This is a genomic window from Streptomyces sp. NPDC088252, from assembly GCF_044740965.1.
In the GTDB taxonomy this organism is placed as follows: Bacteria; Actinomycetota; Actinomycetes; order Streptomycetales; family Streptomycetaceae; genus Streptomyces.
In genome coordinates this window covers 60137-80546 of record NZ_JBIURS010000007.1, presented here as the reverse complement: position 1 = coordinate 80546, position 20410 = coordinate 60137, and the positions used below count along the sequence as shown (strand labels likewise).

Annotated in this window: 17 protein-coding genes and 1 pseudogene; 5 read left to right on the top strand and 13 right to left on the bottom strand. The window is 69.7% G+C overall.

Annotated features, from left to right (window positions below):
• Positions 1-7 precede the first annotated feature (7 nt).
• The 10 genes from ACIOHC_RS16345 to ACIOHC_RS16300 all read right to left on the bottom strand — a co-directional run bounded on the left by ACIOHC_RS16345 (position 8) and on the right by ACIOHC_RS16300 (position 10706).
• Positions 8-2374: an alpha-L-fucosidase gene (locus ACIOHC_RS16345; protein WP_401843025.1), complete on the bottom strand. Its 2367-nt coding sequence runs from the start codon at positions 2372-2374 to the stop codon at positions 8-10.
• A gap of 141 nt (positions 2375-2515) precedes the next feature.
• Positions 2516-3865, bottom strand: coding sequence for an ammonium transporter (locus tag ACIOHC_RS16340; protein WP_351081396.1), 1350 nt, complete (start codon positions 3863-3865; stop codon positions 2516-2518).
• A gap of 47 nt (positions 3866-3912) precedes the next feature.
• A complete protein-coding gene (locus ACIOHC_RS16335; RefSeq protein WP_365691658.1) occupies positions 3913-4878 on the bottom strand; it encodes an urease accessory protein UreD in 966 nt (321 codons plus the stop codon).
• A gap of 1 nt (position 4879) precedes the next feature.
• Positions 4880-5500: an urease accessory protein UreG gene (gene ureG, locus ACIOHC_RS16330; protein ID WP_351081400.1), complete on the bottom strand. Its 621-nt coding sequence runs from the start codon at positions 5498-5500 to the stop codon at positions 4880-4882.
• A gap of 28 nt (positions 5501-5528) precedes the next feature.
• Positions 5529-6299: an urease accessory protein UreF gene (locus tag ACIOHC_RS16325; RefSeq protein WP_401843024.1), complete on the bottom strand. Its 771-nt coding sequence runs from the start codon at positions 6297-6299 to the stop codon at positions 5529-5531.
• A gap of 7 nt (positions 6300-6306) precedes the next feature.
• Complete coding sequence (gene ureC / locus ACIOHC_RS16320) at positions 6307-8031, bottom strand: urease subunit alpha (protein WP_351081404.1); 1725 nt, start codon at positions 8029-8031, stop codon at positions 6307-6309.
• Positions 8031-8525 carry an urease subunit beta gene (locus tag ACIOHC_RS16315; RefSeq protein WP_401843022.1) on the bottom strand — a complete coding sequence of 165 codons (495 nt, stop codon included), beginning with the start codon at positions 8523-8525 and terminating at the stop codon, positions 8031-8033. The genes ureC and ACIOHC_RS16315 overlap by 1 nt, the downstream gene beginning before the upstream one ends.
• Positions 8522-9373 carry a cobalamin biosynthesis protein CbiX gene (locus tag ACIOHC_RS16310; RefSeq protein WP_351081407.1) on the bottom strand — a complete coding sequence of 284 codons (852 nt, stop codon included), beginning with the start codon at positions 9371-9373 and terminating at the stop codon, positions 8522-8524. The genes ACIOHC_RS16315 and ACIOHC_RS16310 overlap by 4 nt, the downstream gene beginning before the upstream one ends.
• A gap of 5 nt (positions 9374-9378) precedes the next feature.
• A complete protein-coding gene (locus ACIOHC_RS16305) occupies positions 9379-9684 on the bottom strand; it encodes an urease subunit gamma (protein WP_351081409.1) in 306 nt (101 codons plus the stop codon).
• A 59-nt stretch (positions 9685-9743) separates the two neighbouring features.
• Positions 9744-10706, bottom strand: coding sequence for an urea transporter (locus ACIOHC_RS16300; protein WP_351081411.1), 963 nt, complete (start codon positions 10704-10706; stop codon positions 9744-9746).
• Positions 10707-10905: 199 nt separating this feature from the next.
• Here ACIOHC_RS16300 and ACIOHC_RS16295 point away from each other — a divergent pair, with 199 nt between their 5' ends.
• Positions 10906-11373 (top strand): CrcB family protein, encoded by a 468-nt coding sequence (locus ACIOHC_RS16295; RefSeq protein ID WP_351081413.1) that lies wholly within the window; start codon positions 10906-10908, stop codon positions 11371-11373.
• Positions 11373-11732, top strand: a pseudogene (locus tag ACIOHC_RS16290) (fluoride efflux transporter FluC); the annotation flags it as partial. The gene ACIOHC_RS16295 and the pseudogene ACIOHC_RS16290, both read left to right, overlap by 1 nt.
• A 105-nt stretch (positions 11733-11837) precedes the next feature.
• Here the strand turns inward: ACIOHC_RS16290 and ACIOHC_RS16285 are convergent.
• Together ACIOHC_RS16285 and ACIOHC_RS16280 are read right to left on the bottom strand one after the other, a co-directional pair.
• Complete coding sequence (locus ACIOHC_RS16285; protein ID WP_351081417.1) at positions 11838-12014, bottom strand: hypothetical protein; 177 nt, start codon at positions 12012-12014, stop codon at positions 11838-11840.
• Between the two features lie 344 nt (positions 12015-12358).
• The gene (locus ACIOHC_RS16280; RefSeq protein WP_401843019.1) at positions 12359-13843 is read right to left on the bottom strand and encodes an SDR family NAD(P)-dependent oxidoreductase; all 1485 of its coding nucleotides are present in this window, start codon (positions 13841-13843) and stop codon (positions 12359-12361) included.
• Positions 13844-14155: 312 nt separating this feature from the next.
• Between ACIOHC_RS16280 and ACIOHC_RS16275 the strand changes: the two genes are divergently transcribed.
• The 3 genes from ACIOHC_RS16275 to ACIOHC_RS16265 all read left to right on the top strand — a co-directional run bounded on the left by ACIOHC_RS16275 (position 14156) and on the right by ACIOHC_RS16265 (position 17562).
• The gene (locus ACIOHC_RS16275; RefSeq protein ID WP_351081441.1) at positions 14156-15385 is read left to right on the top strand and encodes a fused response regulator/phosphatase; all 1230 of its coding nucleotides are present in this window, start codon (positions 14156-14158) and stop codon (positions 15383-15385) included.
• Positions 15382-17007, top strand: a complete 1626-nt coding sequence (locus ACIOHC_RS16270; RefSeq protein ID WP_401843017.1) for an ATP-binding protein — start codon at positions 15382-15384, stop codon at positions 17005-17007. The genes ACIOHC_RS16275 and ACIOHC_RS16270 overlap by 4 nt, the downstream gene beginning before the upstream one ends.
• A 99-nt stretch (positions 17008-17106) precedes the next feature.
• Positions 17107-17562 (top strand): ATP-binding protein, encoded by a 456-nt coding sequence (locus ACIOHC_RS16265; RefSeq protein WP_351081423.1) that lies wholly within the window; start codon positions 17107-17109, stop codon positions 17560-17562.
• Positions 17563-17798: 236 nt separating this feature from the next.
• Here ACIOHC_RS16265 and ACIOHC_RS16260 read toward each other — a convergent pair whose 3' ends face one another.
• Positions 17799-20408 (bottom strand): PA14 domain-containing protein, encoded by a 2610-nt coding sequence (locus tag ACIOHC_RS16260; RefSeq protein WP_401843015.1) that lies wholly within the window; start codon positions 20406-20408, stop codon positions 17799-17801.
• Positions 20409-20410: the final 2 nt, after the last annotated feature.

The window sequence follows — 20410 nt, the reverse complement described above, 5'->3', positions numbered from 1 at the left end:
GTCCGGCTCAGCCCGACCAGGCGATCTTGAACACCCAGGCGTGCTCTCCGCTCCTGCGGGCCGCCGCCGGTACGTCGATCACCAGCGAGCCGCCCGTGGTGCGCCAGCCGAGCGGCCGGTCGTGACCGAGCAGGGTGACCCGGTCACCGCTGCGGATCGGCACCGGCGCCTCGACGGTCAGGGTGGAGCCGGGCCGGGCCAGGGAGTGGATGTAGAAGGCATTGTCGGGCCGCACGGTGAACCGCAGGTCCTCACCGAGCTGTGGCATCCGTGCCCAGTACGTGGTGTCGTAGATCGCCTCCCCGTTGGTCCTCAGCCACTCCCCCGTCTCGCGCAGCCTGCGCTGCATGATGTCGGGGATCGTGCCGTCGGCCCTCGGCCCGATGTCGAGCAGGAAGTTGCCGTTCTTGGAGACGATGTCGACGAGCGAGTGCACGATCTCCTGCGCCGACATGTACTTCTCGTCCGGCGTCAGGGCGTTGTAGCCGTAGCTGTACGGGTCGAGGCCGCGGCTCGATTCCCACTTCGCGGTGACGATCTGGTCGTACGTCGTGTACTCGGGCGTCGTGAAGTCGTGCGGCCCGATCCCTGAGCGGTTGTTGACGGTGACCTCGATCGGGCGGGCCCGGTTCTTGGCATGGTTGAAGTACTCGGCGAGCACGCGGTGGCTGTCGTTGTCGCCGCCGATGTCGCACCAGAGGATCTCGGGGCCGTACCGGTGGATCAGCTCCAGCATCTGCGGGCCCTGGAACTGGGTGATGTAGTCCTTGCCGGCCGTGTATCCGGTGTAGGGGACGGGCTCCAAGGTGTACGGATTGCGCGGGGCGTGGCCCATCCAGGGATGGTCGGGGTTGAACCACTCGGGCATCGAGAAGTACAGCCCCGGGTGGAGTTCAGGGGTGTGGCGGCGCGAGGCGTCGAAGAGTTCCTTCACGAGGTCTCGCTTCGGCCCCATCCTGACGGCGTTGCGGCCGGAGAGCTTGGTGTCCCAGAGCGCGAAGCCCTCGTGGTGCTTCGAGGTGAGTACGTGGTATTGCGCACCCGCGTCCCGGAACAGTTCCACCCAGGAGCGCGGGTCGAAGCGCTCGGCGCGGAACCGCGGGATGAAGTCGTCGTAGGCGAAGGACTCGCCGTAGGTGTCGCGATGGTGGGCGTAGGTGGGGTTGTTGGGGTCCTGCATCTGGTTCCAGTACCACTCGGCGTACTGTGTGCCGACCGGGGCCCAGGCGGGTACCGAGTAGACCCCCCAGTGGATGAAGATCCCGAACTTGGCCGCCTGGAACCAGTACGGCGCCTGATGGGTGGAGAGGGATTCGTCCGTCGGGGCGTAGTCGGGGACGCCGAGGGTGAGCGAACGGCGGACGGTGGCTGCCTGCTGTCCACGACTGCGGGCGACAACATTGCCGTCCCGGGCGGTGCCGGGTGCGGTGCCGGGCCGGTTGCGGATGCCGATGCGGACGCGGGCCCGGTCGCCGGGGGCGAGCCGGGTGATGCGGGCGGGCGCGACGGTACGGGCTCCGGGCACGTCCACGGCGAGCGTGAGGCCGTCCGAGGCGAGGATGCCGACCGTGCCCGCGTTGACGACGGTGGCCTCGACGCTCTGGGCGCCGGAGTCCAGCAACGAAGCGGTGGAGTGGGCGTCGCGCAGGGTCAACGCCCGCCCCTGGGCCGCTGGTTGGAGGGAGAGCGCGAAGATGTGCAGGGACGGCTTGCCGGCCTCGGCGGGCTGGGTGGTGGGCAGGGTGAGCGCGACGGCTTCCCTGGCCGGGTCGAGCGCGATCTCGCTGACGGCGATGGACACCTGGTGCCCGTCCTTGGCGCCGTCGGCCGTGTAGCGGTACGCGGCGGTGACGGCGCCGCTCCCCGAGTACCAGTCGGGGCCGCCGAGGACCGGGGCCGAGGTGGTGCCGTCGGCGTAGTGGACCGTGGCCTTGCCGGATGCGGCGCCGTAGCTGCACGCGCTGAGGAAGAGGCCGGAGAGATAGCGGCCCGGCGGGAGGTCGATGCGCTGTCCGAGGGCGACGATGTTGTTCCTGACACCCGCTCCGGAACCGGGGAAGAGAAACGCGGTGCCGTCGATGTTCCGTTCTCCGGCGGGGAGTTCCTCGCCGGGGAAAGTGTAGCCGGAGCCGTCGAAGTTGCCGCCGCGGGCATCGGCGGTGTCGATGCCGTCGTTGTCGAACCATCTGTCGAGGGGCACGGGGACGGCTGCGGGGACGGTGCCCCAGTCGCCGTCGTGGGCACCGGCCGCTGCGGGCGTACGGGCGGCTCCGGTTCGCGGGGCCGCATCGGCGGTGGCGGGGGTGAGCAGGGCGGCGCCGACTGCCGCCCCTGCCGTCATTCCGAGTACATGGCGCCTGGGAAGTTCGGTCATGACGTCCGATGATTGGAGCACGAAGCGTACCTGTCAATGCAATCTTCCAGACAGAACGAAACCCGCACCCCACAACCATCCGATGACTGAGCGGATTCACCGTCGGGGCCGAATGATCCACGCCGACCCCGGCCAGGTCCCCTATCTCGATTCCTCCCGGGCCCGCAGCAGCTTGGTGATCTGCCTGACGAGCTCGTCGTCGCTGGTCACGGCCTTGCCCGAGACCAGGGCGCCGAGGCGCTCGGCGGTCTGGAAGTCGTACGCGCGCTCCACCTCCGAGCCCGGCACGCGCTCGTACTCGTCCACGGCGCGGAAGCCGACGGTCAGGTCGACCACCTTCGCGATGAGCCAGGTGAGGACGAAGGAGAACGCGATCACGGAGACGATCGCGACGAGTTGCTTGCCCAACAGCCCCCAGCCACCGCCGTAGAACAGCCCCTTCTTGCCGCTGATGCGTGCGGTGGCGAACAGGCCGACCATGATCAGCCCGATCAGTCCGCCGACACCGTGCACGCCCACCACATCGAGTGTGTCGTCGACGTCGAAGCGGAACTTGAGCGTGATCGCGAAGGCACAGACCGCGCCCACGACGAGGCCGGTGATCACCGCGCCGAGGGTGTTGATCTCACCGCAGGCCGGGGTGATGGCGACCATGCCCGCGACGGCCGAGGAGACGACGCCCATCGTGGTGACCGTGCCGGTGCGCCACTTCTCGACCAGCGGCCAGGTGATCATGGCGCCCGCGGCGCCGAGCTGGGTGTTGATGAAGGCACCGGCCGCCGTGCCCTGATCGCTCAGTGCGGAGCCGGAGTTGAAGCCGAACCAGCCGAACCAGAGCAGCCCGACACCGATCACGACGAGCGGAATGTTGTTGGGCCGTTCCTCACGACGGGCGAAGTCGCGCGGCGCCCGCAGCACGAGCGCGACGGCGAGACCTGCGACGCCGGAGTTGAGTTCCACCGGCAGACCGCCGGCGAAGTCCAGCGCGCCGAGGTGCTTGACGATCCAGCCGTCCTGGTCGAACACCCAGTGCGCGAGCGGGATGTAGACGATGAGCAGCCACAGCACGACGAAGACGAGCCAGCCCTTCATCGTGGCGCGGTCCGCGATCGAGCCGCTCACCAGCGCGACGGTGATGATCGCGAAGCCCATCTGGAACGTGCTGAAGACATACGTGGGGATGTGACCGGACAGTGTGGTCAGCCCGATGTCGTGCATGAACACATGGTCGAGGTTGCCGATGAGTCCGGCGCCGCCGACGTCGGGGCCGAACGCCAGCGTGTATCCGATCGCCCACCAGACGAGCGTGCCGAAGGCGAGCGCGGCGAAGCTCATCTTGATCATCATCAGGATGTGTTTGGTGCGAACCATGCCGCCGTAGAAGAACGCCAGTCCCGGCGTCATCAGCAGCACCATGGCGGTGGCGGCGAGCAGCCAGGCGGTGTCGCCGGAGTCGTACGCGGGTGGCATCGGCGCGGGAGCGGTGTTCATCTGCGATACCTCGTAGGGGTGTGGGGGGTGGGGGCGGGTCGGTCGGGCTACGGTTTACGCAGGTCGGGTGCCGGATGTCCGGTGAGGAGCCGGTGCACGGAGCGCCAGGCGGCGGCATGTGCGGCGGCGACCTCGACGGGGCGGTCGTCCAGGAGCCGGACCCAGGCGCCGCAGTCGCGGGGCAGCACGCTGACTCCGTACAGCACATCGAGCCCGGCCAGCGCCTCGTGCAGGGTGTCGGCGATCTCCGCGGCCGGGACACGATCGGTGACCACGAAGAGCGACGCGACGTGGTCGTGCCCGGCGAAGACGCCCGGCCCGACGACGCCGTTGCCGGGTCCCCCCGCGCCCGGGGTCAGGCGCAGGGTGTCGATGGCGAGGAGGGTGCCGTCGGGCCGGGCGATGTGCAGGTCCGTGGCGAGGATCCGGTAGTCGTGGCGCTCGCCGCGGGCGAGCCGCCCGGCGGTGAGGGTGTCGCCGACGACCGCGGTGGCGCCGCTCGCGACCGTGACCTCGGTCCGCTGGTAGAACCGCGAGTCCTTGAAGGGGATCAGCGGGTCCGGCAGGTACTCGACGTACGCGTCGGCCTCGACCGTCAGATGAACGCGCTGGCTCGCGTAGTCGTGTTCCATCCGGAAGACCTTGGTGGCCGCCTGGGTGGTCAGATGCACCTGGGTGCCGGGACCACAGCGGAAGTCCATCCGGTAGCGGTCGGCCTGGGCGATGCCGCCGCCGGTCGCCATCAGACAGACGTGGCTCATCCCCGGCATGGCGGGGTCGATCCACAGCGGCCGCATGATCTGCAACGGGGTCTTCTGGTAGCGCTCGACGAGTTCGGTGCGCCCGCCCCGCACGGCGAAGGCCAGATCGAGGATCCCCACCTTGGCCGGGGAGCCGGGGGCGAGCGTGTCGGGCACGGATGCCAGGGCCGCCACGTCCGGCGGGACACGGACCGCGGTGTAGTAGTCGTGGGCGAGACGGTCCGGGCCGGGGCGGGGCAGGGTGGGCCGCATGTCAGATCAGCGCCTTGCGGCGCGATTCCAGGAAGTCCGCGATCTCCCCGATACCCACGCCGGTGAGGCAGTCGGTGAGAACCACCGGGCGGTCGTCGCGGACCCGGTGGGCATCGGATTCCATGATGCCGATGTCGGTACGCACATACTGCGCGATATCGATCTTGTTGATGACGAGCAGGTCGGAATCGGTGATGCCCGGCCCACGCTTGCGGGGCATCTTCTCGCCCTCGGCGGTGTCCAGGACGAAGAGGAAGAGATCGACGAGCACGGGGCTGAAGGTGAGGGTGAGATTGTCGCCGCCGGACTCGTAGAGCAGCGTGTCGGTGTCGGGGAAGCGCTCCAGCATCTCGGCGCCCGCCGCCAGGTTCATCGTCGGGTCGTCCCGTACGGCGGTGTGCGGACAGGCGCCCGTCTCGACGCCGACGACGCGCTCCGGTTCGAGGACTCCGTCGAGGGTGCGGCGGATGTGCTGGGCGTCCTCCTGCGTGTAGATGTCGTTGGTGACGACGCTGGGGTGATGACCGCGCTCGATCAGTACCGGGACGAGCGCCTCGATGAGCGCGGTCTTGCCGGATCCGACCGGTCCGCCGATGCCGACCCGCAGTACGTTGTCGTCCATGGTGCTCCCTGTTCGTGGGGTGGTTGGATCAGCTGGCGAAGAGCCGGGCCTCGGCGCGTTCATGACGGCCCGACATGACGTCCGAGGCGAAGACGGTGGCGCCGACATCGGCGAGTTCGCGCCGCAGCGCGGCCTCGACCGCCGCCTCGATGACGGGTGCGGCACCCCGCAGCAGGGTCTGCGCCCTGCGGTGGTCGGTCAGCCGCAGTCTCAGGGCCGCTCCCGCGAAGCTCGCGCAGAACGCGAACAGGTCGGAGGCGACGGCCTGGCGGACCGGCACACCGGTCGCCGCGTAGATGACTCCCGCGGCGACCGCCTGGGTTCCGGGTGCCTCCCGGCGTTCCACACGTTCGAAGTAGTCGTCGATCTCGGGGCGGTCGAAGACCTCCTGGGCGAGGTCGAGAAGCTGCCGGCCGGTCCGGGTGGCGGCCTGACGCATCTCCCGGCCCAGCTTGGTGGCGAACAGATGCTCGTCGATTCCGGCCACGGCCTCCGGTTCGCCCGCCCGTGTCGCCCGGTGGGCGAGTGCGAGCGCGGTGGCGTCGGCCGGGCCGACACCGTGCAGCAGCAGGTCGTCGAGCAGCAGCGACAGACTGTCGGGGTCGACCGCCTCGGCCTGGGCGAAGCCCTCAAGGCTGTGCGACAGCGTGTAGAAGCCGCTCGGGAACGCCGAGTCGGTCAGCTGGAGGCTGACCAGCAGCGGTCCGAGCCCGGACCCGGGCGCCCCGGACCCGACGGCGGCGAGCTCCGCCTCCGTCGGGGCCCGGTCGCCCGGCATGTCGTTCTCATCGCGGTACATCGAGGCCCTAGACCAGGAAGAACAGGTGGTTGAGGGGCAGTTCCTGGGCCGGGTCGATGGTGGCGACCCGGCCGTCGAGGGTGACCTTGAACGTCTCCGGGTCGACCTCGATGTCCGGCAGCGCGCTGTTGCGGACCATGTTGTGCTTACCGATGGTCCTGGTGCGGCTGACCGGCAGCACCTTGCGTTCCAGGCCCAGTTCGGCGGGGACCCCGGCCGCGATTCCGGCCTGGGACATGAAGGTGACATGGGTCGACGGCAGGGCCTTGCCGTACTGTCCGAACATCGGCCGGTAGATCACCGGCTGCGGGGTCGGCAGCGAGGCGTTGGGGTCGCCCATCTGCGCCCAGGAGATGATGCCGCCCTTGATCACCATCTTCGGCTTGGCGCCGAAGGAGTGGATGGGCCAGAGCACGATGTCGGCGAGCTTGCCCTTCTCGATCGAGCCGACGTGGTCGGAGATCCCGGTGGCGATGGCCGGGTTGATGGTGACCTTGGCGAGGTAGCGCAGCACCCGCTGGTTGTCGTTGCGGGCGGAGTCGCCCTCCAGCGTGCCGAGCTTGTCCTTGCAGTGGTGGGCGGTCTGGAAGGCCCGGGTGACGGACTCTCCGACCCGGCCCATGGCCTGCGAGTCGGAGGAGAACATGCTGATCACGCCGAGGTCGTGCAGGACCGACTCGGCGGCGATCGTCTCGGCGCGGACCCGGCTGTCGGCGAAGGAGACGTCTTCGGGGATGTCGTGGCTGAGGTGGTGACAGACCATGACCATGTCGAGGAGCTCGTCCACCGAGTTCTTGGTGTACGGCAGCGTCGGGTTGGTGGAGGACGGCAGGATGTTCGGCTCGCCCGCGACCCGCAGGATGTCCGGGGCGTGACCGCCACCCGCGCCCTCGCTGTGGAAGGTGTGGATGGTGCGGCCGTCGATCGCGGAGCGGGTGTCCTCGAAGAAGCCGCTCTCGTTGAGGCTGTCGGTGTGGATGGCGACCTGGATGTCGTGCCGGTCCGCGACGGACAGCGCGTTGTCGATCACGGCCGGGGTGGCACCCCAGTCCTCGTGGACCTTCAGCGCACAGGCTCCGGCGACGATCTGCTCGTCGAGCGCCTCCGGAAGGCTGCCGTTCCCCTTGCCCATGATGCCGAGGTTGACCGGGAGGGTCTCGGCGGCCTGGAGGAACCGGGCGATGTTGTACGGGCCGGGCGTGCAGGTGGTGCCGTTCGTGCCGTCGGACGGACCGGTGCCGCCGCCGATGAGGGTGGTGATGCCGTTGGTGAGTGCCTGCTCGGCCTGTTGCGGGGAGATCAGATGGACGTGGGTGTCGATGGCGCCCGCGGTGGCGATGAGGTGCTCACCGGCAATGGCCTCGGTTCCGGGCCCGATGACCAGGCCGGGGTGGACGTTGTTCTGGGTCTGCGGATTGCCCGACTTGCCGATGCCGGCGATGAACCCGTCCTTGATGCCGATGTCGCACTTGACGACGCCCACGACGGGGTCGATGAGCACGACGTTGGTGATGACGGTGTCGAGCGCGCCCTGGGCGCTGGTGGCCTGTGGGTCCGAGGCCATGCCGTCACGCATGGTCTTGCCGCCGCCGTAGAGGACCTCGTCCCCGTACTGGCCCTCGCTGAAGTCCTTCTCGACCTCGACGACGAGGTTGGTGTCGGCGAGGTGGAAGCGGTCGCCGACCGTCGGGCCGAACATGTCGGTGTACTGCTTGCGCGGCAGGATGGGCATCAGCGCGTACCCTTCTTCTTCGGCTTGTCCTTGGAGTCCTTCGGGTTCTTCGGGTTCTTCGGACTCCCTGCGTCCTTGGTGTTCCTTCCGTTCTTCGACGGAGTGCCGGAGCCGGCGTCGTTCCGGGCTCCCTGGAAGCCCTGCTCGATCGCCCTGCGGACGGCCTCGACCTTGGCCGGGTGGGACGCGAGGCTTCCGTTGAGCAACCCGCTGAAGCCGACGAGACGTCCGGTGCCGGCGTACGCGCACAGCTCCACCTCGCGGGATCCACCGGGTTCGATGCGCACGGAGGTTCCGGCGGGAATGTCGAGGTGCATGCCGAGCGCCTTCTGACGGTCGAACGACAGCGCCGAGTTCACCTCGAAGAAGTGGTAGTGCGACCCGACCTGGACCGCGCGGTCGCCGGTGTTGCTGACGGTGAGTTTGACCGTGCGGCGGCCCGCGTTGATCTCGATGGGGTCCTTGCCGTAGAGGTATTTCTGACGAAACGTCATATGGTGCTCCTGATGAATGGGCCCGCACCCTGTACGTGCGGGTGCCGACGCGCGTGCTGATGTGGGTGCGTGTGCGTGTGTGCATGTCCGTGACCACGGGTGAGGTCGTGACCCTCGCCGGGCGGGTGGGTGTGCGAGTGGCCGTGCTCGTCGGCGGCGGTCAGCCCGGTCGCGATGCCGTCGTCACCGCGCTCGACCCACTGCCGCCGGGCATCGGCCACGCGCTCGGCGAGGACCCGGGCCAGCGCGGCGGGCGGCACCAGCGGACCGGCGCGTTCGACCCTGGTACCCGGTACGTCCGGCACCTCGGGCAGTACGAAGGCGGCCGGGAGCAGCACCACGCGGGACGCACCGAGCAGCCTGCAGCGCCGCACCCCCTCGACCGGATCGGGATCGCCACCGCCGAAGGCGACCTCGACCAGGGCGTGGCTGCCGTATCGGCGGACCAGGCTCGCGACGCGGTACAGCTCGGCGTCCTCGAACGGGTCGCCGGACGGGGCGGTGACGAGCAGCGCCGCGGCATCGGGGGCGCGGACCGCCGCCGCCCGCAGCCAGGCGACCAGGTGCCCCGAGGTGCCGAACGGCTCGGCGAGCACGGTCCCGGAGCGTTCGTCGGCGGGCAGAGCGCGCAGGGCACGGGCGGTGTCAGCGACGAGTTCCGGGTCTCGGCCGAACGTCATGGGGACGACGCACACCTCCTCGCCGCCGCGCCTGTGTCCGGCGACGCTCCGGAACAGCTCGCGTCCGCCCGGCACGACGGTGACCGCGGGATCCACGAGGCCGTGCAGCGCCTTCCCGTACGCGGCTTCATGCCCGCACACGGCGATCACCCGGCAGCGGTCGGACACCGGGCTCAGCCGCCGATGGGGTCGTGGCAGGACACCAGCTTGGTGCCGTCCACGAAGGATGCTTCGACCTGCAGCAGCCCGAGCATGTCCCGTACGCCCGGCATGGTGTCGTCCTCGCTGACGATCTGGCGGCCGAGTTCCATGCAGTCGGCGACACTCCTGCCGTCCCGCGCGGCTTCCAGGATCGCTTCGGTGATCAGCGCGACGGACTCGCTGTAGTTGAGCTTGAGACCGCGGCCCCGACGTTTGCGGGCCAGGTCGGCCACGACGTACACCAGCAGTTTGTCGATCTCGCGGGGTGCGAGGTTCATCGTCAGTACCTTCCTCGGGGCTGTGCGGGCAGGGGGGGAATGTTCGCGGGCGGGCGGGGTCAGTCGCTGCGGCGAAGGCGCGTCAGCAGCGGGACGGCCGCCATGAACGCCCAGGTCGTGAGGATGAACGGCCAGGTGAAGGTGTGGCCGCCGAACGGCTTGAAGAACGACGTCAGTGAGGCCGTGAGACCGGTGGTGGCCGCGGCCCCGAAGAGCGCGTAGGCCCCGTTCCACACCGTGTTGGTGAGGAAGACCGCGCCGATGGCGATGGCGACGAGAACGGCGTTGTATCCGTAGATGCCCTCGGCGATCAGCGCGGTGGGGGCACCGAGTGCCCAGGCCGCGACGATTCCCATGACGCTGCCGGCCGCCGCGTAGAGCACCACGCGCACTCCGGCGAAGGCCAGACCGACGAGCATGATGAGCCCGACGTACCAGTCACCCACCAGGAAGATCTGCGACACATTGGTGAAGAAGGCGTGCCACAGGTCGTCCCACGAGATGCCGGTGTCCCCGGTGGTGACGCTGGAGACGGCCTTCGGGGCACCGTGCCAGACCCGGTGGAAGGACGGCGCCCCGAGCACCATGACGCCGGAGACCAGACAGAACGGTGCGGTGAGCGCCGTCAGTCCGTACGGGGCGAGCAGGGTGGTCAGCGCCGCCATGAGCAGGGTGCACATGATCGCGCCGACGACGGTGAGCACATAGGTGGCCGGGTGGTGTCCGAGCGAGGTGACCAGCGCGATGCCGGTGAGGCAGCCGCTGTAGCCCTGGAGGCCGAGGGCGATGCCCGACCGGTCGACACCCAGCGCGTAGGCGGTCGCCGTGGAGAGCATCGTGCCGAGCGTGGCGAACAGGCCGATCTGCCAGCCCGCGGCCCACAGCCCGGCGAGGATGAACGCGCCCGTCCAGATCCCGGGTTGGAGGTCGACCTGACCGACTCCGCGCACCGATGCCAGGAGATAGGCGTTCGGCTGCCGGCTTTCGAGCCTGCGAACGGCATCCGGCTCGGCGATGGACAAGGCGGGCTCCAACGGTTGGGCACAGAGGGCCGCTCCCACTGACTGCGCGGAGAGGCCGAAGAACCACTCACCGCCATCCACACATAGGACAGGTCGCTTTTCCCGTTGTGCGGTGTTCAGCTGATCCATTCGAGTGCGGAGCGGCGTCGCTCAGCGCGCTGGGTGTCCCGTGTCCGCCGTCGCTCATTACGTTCGCCGAATGTCCCCGAAGATGGCGCTTCACCGGTTCACCCACCCCGATCACCACCCCGGCGTGCAGCTCACCGTCGTCGCGGTCGTCGCGGTCGGCGGCGCCGCGGGGACGGCGGCCCGCCGCGGCGCCGAACTCCTCTGGCCGACCGGCCCCTCGGCGTTCCCCTGGACGAGCCTGCTGGTCAATGTGGTGGGCTGCTTCCTCATGGGTGTCCTGATGGTCACCGTGAAACAGCGCTTTCCCGGCGCGCCCCGTCTGATCAGCCCGCTCCTGGGCACCGGCCTGCTGGGCGGGTTCACCTCGTTCTCGCTCTACACGGACGACGTCCGGAAGCTGTTCGAGGACGACCGGGCCGGCTACGCGGTCGGCTACCTGCTGCTGACGGTCGTGGTCGCGTTGGCCGCCGTGACGGCGGGAGCGTTCGCCACCCACCTCGCCTTCGGGCGCGACCGCCGCACACAGGACGGCACCTGATGCTCGACTGGCTGCTCGTACTCGCCGGCGGGCTGGTCGGCGCGCCCCTTCGCTACCTGCTCGGGGTGGACGCCAAGTTCCGCCTTCACACCGTCCTTCCTTGGGGTACGTTCGCGGCCAATGCCGGTGCGGCCCTGCTCCTCGGTTTCCTTGCCGAGGCGGTGACCCGAGGCGAACTCGGACCCCGGCTCCAGCTGCTGCTCGCCACCGGATTCTGCGGCGCCCTGTCGACCTGGTCGACGTTCTCCTACGAGCTGCTGACCTTCACCTCGGCTCGCCGTCAGGCCATAGCGGCCGGGTATCTGGTGCTGACCGTCCGCGCGGGCGTCGGGCTCGCGTTCGCCGGGGCCGCGGTGGCGGAACGGTGCTGTGACCGGCGGATGCGCGGGAACGACCGAGCTCCGGCCCGCCCCTTGCGGGATGCGGGCCGGAGCTCGGGGGTGAAGCGGTCGGACGCGAAGCGGTCAGTCGATGCCGGGCAGGATGTGCGGCTCGGCGAGGTCGTCCTCGTAGCCGGCCAGCCGGATCGGTGCGGACCTGGCCCAGACCTCGATGTTGCGGAGCTTCTCGGGCCTGCGGGCCCGTTCTCCGTATCGTTCGGCCGAGGGCTTCTCGTGCTTCGTCAGTTCTGGTGTCGTCACCGCGCACTCCTTTGTGTCGCGTGGCCCCCTGCGTCGCCGACACCCCGGCCTCAACACCAGGAGTCGATCACCCGCGAGGGGCGGGGGAAGGAACAGTACGGTCGCGGTGGCGCCGGGTACGGGGCGGGACGGCGACTTGGTTGAAAGCCTGTCCCAGGACGGTCGGGGAGGGTTTGTGGACTCCTCGATGACGTCCGTTCACATCAGAGTAACCAAATGAGCGCGATCCCGCTCGATGGAATGTGTGCTCTAGGTCACTTTCAGCCACCGGATACGGAAAGGACCCGGCCAGGAGCGGTTCCCGACCGGGTCCGAGGCGCCGCGCGCGCCGCGCCACCCGCCCCCTACCAGTTGGCGGGCGCGTAGTCCTTGAGGAAGCAGCCGTACAGGTCCTCGCCCCCCTCGCCGCGCACGATCGGGTCGTAGACCCGGGCGGCGCCGTCGACGAGGTCGAGCGGGGCGTGAAAGCCCTCCTCGGCGAGGCGGATCTTGTCGGGGTGCGGGCGCTCGTCGGTGATCCAGCCGGTGTCGACCGCGGTCATCAGGATGCCGTCCTTCTGGAACATCTCCTGGGCGCTGGTGCGGGTGAGCATGTTCAGTGCGGCCTTGGCCATGTTGGTGTGCGGATGGCCCGCGCCCTTGTAGCCGCGGCCGAACACGCCTTCCATCGCCGACACGTTGACCACGTAGGCGCGCTTGGCGGCGGTCGCCGCCATCGCCGGGCGGAGCCGGCTGATCAGGATGAACGGCGCGGTGGAATTGCAGAGCTGGACTTCCAGCAGCTCGATCGGCTCGACCTCGTCGACCGTCTGGATCCAGCTGTTGGTGTCATGCAGATCGGGCACGAGACCGCCCGCGTCGATCGCCGTTCCGGCGGCGATCCGCTCCAGGGAGGCGGACCCGGTGACCAGGGCGAGCTCGGTCACGTCCTGCGCGCTCAGGCCTTCCTTGCGGGCGGCCGGAAGCGCCGCGACCCGGTCGACGGTGCCACTGCCGAAGGTGCCGATGACCTCGGCAGCGGGCAGTTCTCCCGCTGGAAGGGGAGCGGACTCCGCGCGGACCAGTTCGCTGTACGCGTTGGCGGAGCGGCGCACCGTCTGCGCCGCGTTGTTGATCAGAATGTCCAGCGGGCCCTCGGCGGCGACCGAGTCCGCGAGCGCGACGACCTGGGCCGGGTCGCGCAGATCGATGCCGACGATCTTCAGTCGGTGGATCCACTCGTCGCTGTCCGGCATCGCCTTGAAGCGGCGGATCGCGTCGTTGGGGAAACGCGTGGTGATGGTGGTGTGCGCACCGTCGCGCAGCAGCCGCAGCGCGATGTACATGCCGATCTTCGCGCGACCGCCGGTGAGGAGCGCGCGGCGGCCGGTCAGGTCGGTCCGCGCGTCGCGGCGCGCCCGGTTCTCCTTGGCGCACTGCTGACAGAGCTGGTGGTAGAACGCGTCCACCTCGACGTACCGGGTCTTGCAGATGTAGCAGGACCGCGGGCGCTGCAGGACGCCCGCGATCTCGGCACGGGCCGAGGACGACGGCAGGATCCCCTGTGTCTCGTCGTCGATGCGGTCGGCCGAGCCGGTCGCGGTGGCCTCGGTGACGGCCTTGTCGTGCGCGGTCTTGGCGGCGCGGCGCTCCTGACGGCGGCGCTGCTTCACGGTCCGGTAGATCCCGGCCGTGGCACGACGCACGGCGATGGCGTCGGGGTGGTCGACCTCGATGGTGTCCAGTTCGTCGAGCACGCTCAGGCAGACGGCCAGCCGCTCCGGGTCGATACCGGGACCGAACTCCTCAGTACCGGGAGCGAGCTCCGGGCTGTCCTCTGTCACCGTCATTGCCGTTCCTCTGTCACTCGTCCCTCGTGGCGCCGACCGCCGTACCGGGTCCTGTCGGGCCGAACGCCCCGGTCAAGTCTGCCATGCACCGGATGCTGCTCCGTTCGTGTGACGTGTCCCGCGAGGTGCCCCGTGGTTCGCCGGGCAGGTCATCGCGTGACTTCGCGCGGGCCGAGCCGCTCCGCCCCGGGGTTCCCCCACGGTTCGGTCACATATGCTTCCCTGCGATACGGCCGGAGCCGGGCCGTACCGTCCGTACACAGGGGGTGGACAGTGGCCGAGCTCCCCGTGGGCGGATCCCCGGCACAGCCCGTGCGCCCGGCCGCCGTCCCCGTGCAGAACGGGCACCCCTCGGCCGGCGGCGGTTCCGTCTGGGACGTCGATGCCGTGATCCTGCTGGTCGAGGACGACGCCGGCGACGCGCTCCTCGTCGAGGAGATGCTCGCGGACAGTGAGCTCGACTCGGCGTTGACCTGGTGCAGGACGCTGACGGAGGCACGCCGGTTCCTGGCAGGCTGCCGGACCCCGTGCTGCGTCCTGCTCGATCTCCACCTGTCCGACGTGTACGGCCTGGACGCCGTGACCAGGATCGTGGAGTCGGCGCCCGACGCGGCCATCGTCGTGCTGACCGGCAGGTCCGAGGCCGATACGGGCCTGTCGGCCGTGGCGACCGGTGCCCAGGACTATCTCGTCAAGGGCCGGCTCGATCCGGAGGCGCTGGGGCGCTCGGTCCGCTATGCCCTCCAGCGCAAGCAGGTCGAGCGGGCCGCCGCCGCGTTGCGTGCCAACCGGCTCATGGCGCAGGAGAACGCCCGTCTGGAGCGCGGTCTGCTGCCCGTGCCCCTGCTGCACGACGAGTCCTTCGAAGCGGTGGCGCGGTACGCACCGGGCCGGGCGCAGGCCCTGCTCAGCGGTGACTTCTACGACGTGGTGCAGACGTCCGACGGCACGGTGCACGCGGTGATCGGCGATGTGTCGGGGCACGGGGCGGCCGAGGCGGCGCTCGGCGTCTGCCTGCGGGTGGCGTGGCGCACGGCGGTGCTGTGCGCCACCGGTCAGGCCGAACAGGTGCGCCTTCTGGAGGAGATCCTCGTCGCCGAACGCTCCGACCCGCATGTCTTCGCCACCGTCACCTCACTGGTTTTCACACCGGACCGATGCCGGGTGCGGGTGGTGCGGGCCGGTCATCCCGGGCTGCTGCTGCGCGGCGGTGCCAGGGTGAGCTGGATCGAGCCCGAGCCGGGCATGGCGCTGGGACTGCTGCCGGGGACGGGGCACTGGAGCGTCTCGGAGCTGTCGCTGCCGGGGGACGGCCGGATCGTCCTCTTCACGGACGGCCTCTTCGAAGGGCGTACGGGACCGAGAACCCGGCTCGGCGAGGACGGGCTGCTCGCCATGGCCCGCCGACACGGGTCACTGGCGGCCCGCGCCTTCGTGGACACCCTGGTCGACGAGGCCGCCGTGGCCGCGTCCCCGTACGGCGGCCTCGCCGACGACGTGGCCGTGCTCCACCTGGGCTGGGGGCGGGAGGAACCGCGGTGAGCGGCCGGGACGCACCACGGTCCCCCCGCCGCTCGGCCTCCCGCCTGTCGGTCCAGAACTGGGTCCATCTGATTCTCGCCGTCTTCGTGCTGGTCGTCTGTGCCGAACTGACCGTCGGTGGCATGGTGCTCGCCCGGATTTCCGACCGCACCACCGAACTGGTGGACCGGATCCAGCCGGCGCGCTCGTCGTCCTTCCAACTGCAGAACGCCCTGCTGGACCAGGAGACCGGGGTCCGCGGATACGCGCTCACCGGTGATTCGACGTTCCTTCGGCCTTACGAGGCGGGGATGCGGGACGAGAAGCTGCGGCTGGCCAGAGTGCGCGCGCTCGTCGGGAACGAGCAGCCCTTCGCCCGCGATCTCGACCGGATCGCCGCGGCCGCGCGGGAGTGGCGCAGCCTGCACGCCGAGCCGCTGGTCGCCGCGGTACGGCAGGACGGCCCCGCGTCCGAGTCCTCCGCCCCGATCCGGCGGAGCAACCGCGAATTCGACACCCTGCGGCGGCTGTACGCCACCCAGCAGGCACACCTCGACGTGGCGCGCGACCGGGCCCGCGCCGATCTGAGCACGGCCCGCACCACCCGCGACCAGGTGCTGATCTCGCTGGTCCTGGGCTTTCTGCTCGCGGTCCTGTCACTGAGTCTGCTGCTGAACCGGATGGTGGGCCGACCGCTGAGCCGGCTGACCGGCGCCTCGGAGACGGTCAGCTCGGGTGCGTTCCACAATCGGATCGAAGTGGACGGCCCGTCCGATGTGCGGGCCGTGGCGGCGGCCGTGGAGGACATGCGTCGCCGTATCGTCGAGGAGCTGGCCGAGTCCCGGGAGCGCGAGACGCTGCTGGCGGACCAGACTCGGGAGCTGCGCCGGTCCAATGGAGAGCTGGAGCAGTTCGCCTATGTGGCCTCGCACGATCTGCAGGAACCGCTGCGCAAGGTCGCCTCGTTCTGCCGGCTTCTGGAGAAACGGTACGGCCCGGAGCTCGACGACCGGGCGCGGCAGTACATCGACTACGCGATCGACGGCGCCGGGCGGATGCAGGTGCTGATCGACGATCTGCTCACCTTCTCCCGTACCGGCCGGGTGCACGACAAGTGGAAACCGGTCGGCCTCGACCGGACCCTCGACCGCGCGCTGACCAATCTCGCGCTGGTCGTCGAGGAGTCCGGTGCGACGGTCGTACGGGAGGGTCCGCTGCCCGAAGTGACCGGGGACGCGACGGCGCTCGCCATGGTCTGGCAGAACCTGATCGGCAACGCGGTGAAGTTCCGCCGCCCCGACGTGCCGTGCAGGATCACGGTCGGCTGTGCGCGGGAGGGCGACGACTGGCACTTCCGGGTGACGGACAACGGCATCGGGATCGCACCGGAGTCCGCGCAGGACGTCTTCGTCGTCTTCCAGCGACTGCACAGCAGGGACGAGTACGAGGGGACGGGCATCGGCCTGGCCCTGTGTCGCAAGATCGTGGAGTTCCACGGCGGCCGGATCCGGCTGGACCCGGAGACCGCCGCCGAAGGCACCTGCATCCACTTCACCCTTCCCGTCGCCCCCTCCGCGCCGGCGCACCCGACGGCGCGACCGTCCGTCGTGGATCCTTCCGCCACAAGGCCGGGCCTTGGCTGAGATCTGCCGGGTTCTCCCCGGAGTGGGACCGTTCGTGGCGGGTAGGCGAACGGCGAGAAGCTGTCATCGAACACCCCTGCGTCGCCCTGGCTGGAGCACATGAACGAACAGGTCACCTCCCGGCCGGCCGGTCGCCCCTCCCCGGGCCGGCCCACGGAGGTTCTGCACAGCGCCGAGGTGTTCGACGGCGAGCCGGGCTGCATCGCGCAGGCCCGGGAGCTGGCCGATCGCTTTCTGGTCCGGCTGGCGGCCGAATGGCTCGCGGTGTTCGGCGAACACACCCGCAGCGATCTGATGCTGGCCGTGAGCGAGCTGGTCACCAATGCCGACCGCTACAGTCAGGGCCCGTATCTGCTGGAGCTGGAGGGCACCGCGGAGCGCGTCAGCGTGACGGTGTACGACAGCAGCACGGCCCTGCCACTGTTCTACTCGCCCGACCCCACACGCCCCGGCGGCCACGGCATGGAGATCGTCGTGGCCCTGTGCGACCGGCTGACCGCCGAGCGCGTACCGGTGGGCAAACGCATCCGGGCCGAGTTCGAGCTGAGCAGCTGAGCTGTGGGGCGGGCGGGACGCCGCCCGCCCCACGACCACGGCCGGTCCGGTGCCTCGGGTGTCCGCGGACGCTGTTGTCCCGAGCCCACGGCTCACCGCCCACCGGTACTCGGACGCTCGTCGGGAAGCCGTTGCCGGGCGCGCTCGTTCCTGGTTTCCCGGCGATCCGGGCCAGAGGTGTGGACGGATACGGCCCGCCCCGGACGGGCCGGAACGGGCCGGAACGCTGTCATGGATCAGCCGGTGGGACACCCCGCCACGACCGGATTCGACGCGTCGCGGACGAGCGCCTCCTGTGCCGCCCTGATGCGTTCGACATCGGGCTTGACGATCCGGCGGTCGTACGTGAGGAGTCCGTTCAACTCTCCCTCGACATCCGAGATCTGGGTGTAGACGGCGCCGTTGCTGCCGTTGCAGGCGAGCTTTCGCACCTCGTCGAGCCGGGCCAGATAGTCGTCGGTGTAGGTGGCCGGGTCGACCGCGATGTACGACTGCTGTACGGCCCAGGCGTGCCCCGGCACGGCCAGGCCGAGCCCGCCGTACTCCCCGCTGACCAGGGCGCGCCTCCCGTCGGGCCGCGGAAGCGCGGGACTCGGGTAGCCGTGCGCGTCGGCGATGTCACCGTTGCCGCCGTCCACCGCGCCGCAGCAGTTGAGGCCGCTCATGTTGTCGACGAGCCGGGTCGGGTCCCAGGACTTGGCCTGCTCGGCGACGCGGGCCTGGTCGTACTGGCCCCAGCCCTCGTTGAAGGTGACCCACATGACGACGGACGGGTGGCTGGAGTGTTCGTCGATCATCTCCTTCATCTCGCGCTCGTACTCGGCTCGCGCGGCGGCGGACGGGTTGACGGTGTTCATCGCGGGCATGTCCTGCCAGACCAGCAGGCCCAGCCTGTCCGCCCAGTAGAACCAGCGGTCGGGCTCGACCTTGATGTGCTTGCGGACGGAGTTGAACCCCATCGCCTTGTGCATCCTCAGGTCGTACGCCAGCGCTTCGTCGGTGGGCGCGGTGTGCAGACCGTCGGGCCAGAAGCCCTGGTCGAGGGTGGCCATCAGGAAGACCGGCTTGCCGTTGAGCACGGTGCGCGGGGTGCCGTTCACCTTCTCGACGGCGATGGACCGCATCCCGAAGTAGCTGCCGACGCGGTCGGAACCGACGGTGACCTTCAGCCGGTACAGATGCGGGTCGTTCGCGGACCACAGGTGCGGGTCGGGCACACCGAGGTCGAGTGCCGCCCCGGTACGTCCGCTGACACTCCCGACCTTGCGGTTCCCGTCGTAGGCGGTGGCCGTGACCGGCACCCCGTCCCGTACGCCGTGCACCTCGACGGCCACCTTCTCGCCCCGGACGTCGGGGGTGAGCTTCAGCGAGTCCACGTGATCGGCGGCGACGGGCTCCATCCACACGGTCTGCCAGATCCCGGACGACGGCGTGTACCAGATGCCGCTCGGGTCCAGGCGCTGCTTGCCCATCGGCGGGTTCTCGCCGTTCGCGGAATCGGTCGGGTCGTGGACACCGACGATCAGCTCCTGGTTGCGGCCGGGCTTCAGCGCATCGGTGATGTCCGCACTGAACTTGTCGTAGCCGCCCTTGTGTTCGGCGGCCTTCCTGCCGTTGACGTACACCTCGGACTGCCAGTCGACGGCCCCGAAGTTCAGCTGAAGACGCTTGTCGGATCCGATCTTCCAGTCCTTGGGAACGGTGAAGGTGCGGCGATACCACATCCGGTCCTCGTGCCGTTCGACCCCCGAGAGCTGCGACTCGACCGGATAGGGAACGAGGATCTTCTCACCGAGCTTTCTGCCGACCGGGGGCCGCTCCCCCGCCCTCGCCGGGGCGTACTCCCATGATCCGTTGAGGTTCTGCCAGTTGTCGCGGGTGAGTTGAGGTCGCGGGTACTCGGGCAGCGCGTTGTGCGGGCCCACCTCATCGGCCCACCCGGTACGCAGTTCGTACTTCGAACGATTGGGCCCACTGGACCAGAAGGCGCCGACGGGCTTGCCGTCCTCCCCCGCCAGGGCCCCCGCACCGTCGTAGCGGACATCGGCGAGCCCCTTGGCGTCACCGTTCTTGTTGCCGACGACCGGCTCCTTGAGCGCGACGGTGAGGCTGCGCGGGTCGGCCGGGTCCGCCTTGACGGCGCCGAGCGGCCACGTGGCACCGCCGATCACGGCATCGAGATGGTTGGCCAGACCGGCGGGCAGGGGCGCGAGCTTCTGCGCGAAGTCCAGCTTGAGGCCACGGCCGTCGGCGAGCACCGTGGCGGCGATGGCTCCGTCGTACGCGAAGTCGTCCGGCAGCCGGAAGGCGGACTGCGGCACCGGCACCTTGCCGCCACCGGGTTCGGTCCACTTCAGGTGAAGGTTGGACCCTCCCTGGTGCTCGAAGAACTCGACCTTGAGGTCGTAGGCCTTGCCCGCGGTCAACTCGACCGGCTGCGAGGTCTGTTCGACCTCCCAGTCGTCGACCCAGTGGTCGATGACCGGCTTCCCGTCGATCCACAGCCGGAAGCCGTTGTCCCCGATCATCGAGAACACGTGCGCTCCGGTCTTCTCCGGAACGATCTTTCCGGTCCAGCGGATGCTGACGTCGTCGCTCTGCCCGGTCGCCGCGACCAACCGCGGCTCAAGCGTGGGGAAGTCGATGTCGGGATCGAATCCGGTGGCCTTGAGCTGCCCGAAGTCGAAGGCGCCGGGGGCGGTATGCGTGTAGTACTCGCCCTTCAGCCCATGCACCTCACCGGTGCCCCCGGGGTCCGGGGCAGCCGAAGCGGCGGGCACCGCGGACAGGCCGGCGGCGCCGAGAACGGCAGCGAGAAGCAGAACCAGTTTCTTTCTGATGCGCACGG

Excerpts from the sequence above, each read along its gene's own strand:
- ACIOHC_RS16345 (WP_401843025.1), bottom strand. The coding sequence starts at position 2,374 with ATGACCGAACTTCCCAGGCGCCATGTACTCGGAATGACGGCAGGGGCG.
- ACIOHC_RS16340 (WP_351081396.1), bottom strand. The coding sequence starts at position 3,865 with ATGAACACCGCTCCCGCGCCGATGCCACCCGCGTACGACTCCGGCGAC.
- ACIOHC_RS16335 (WP_365691658.1), bottom strand. The coding sequence starts at position 4,878 with ATGCGGCCCACCCTGCCCCGCCCCGGCCCGGACCGTCTCGCCCACGAC.
- ureG (WP_351081400.1), bottom strand. The coding sequence starts at position 5,500 with ATGGACGACAACGTACTGCGGGTCGGCATCGGCGGACCGGTCGGATCC.
- ACIOHC_RS16325 (WP_401843024.1), bottom strand. The coding sequence starts at position 6,299 with ATGTACCGCGATGAGAACGACATGCCGGGCGACCGGGCCCCGACGGAG.
- ureC (WP_351081404.1), bottom strand. The coding sequence starts at position 8,031 with ATGCCCATCCTGCCGCGCAAGCAGTACACCGACATGTTCGGCCCGACG.
- ACIOHC_RS16315 (WP_401843022.1), bottom strand. The coding sequence starts at position 8,525 with ATGACGTTTCGTCAGAAATACCTCTACGGCAAGGACCCCATCGAGATC.
- ACIOHC_RS16305 (WP_351081409.1), bottom strand. The coding sequence starts at position 9,684 with ATGAACCTCGCACCCCGCGAGATCGACAAACTGCTGGTGTACGTCGTG.
- ACIOHC_RS16295 (WP_351081413.1), top strand. The coding sequence starts at position 10,906 with ATGTCCCCGAAGATGGCGCTTCACCGGTTCACCCACCCCGATCACCAC.
- ACIOHC_RS16280 (WP_401843019.1), bottom strand. The coding sequence starts at position 13,843 with ATGACGGTGACAGAGGACAGCCCGGAGCTCGCTCCCGGTACTGAGGAG.
- ACIOHC_RS16265 (WP_351081423.1), top strand. The coding sequence starts at position 17,107 with ATGAACGAACAGGTCACCTCCCGGCCGGCCGGTCGCCCCTCCCCGGGC.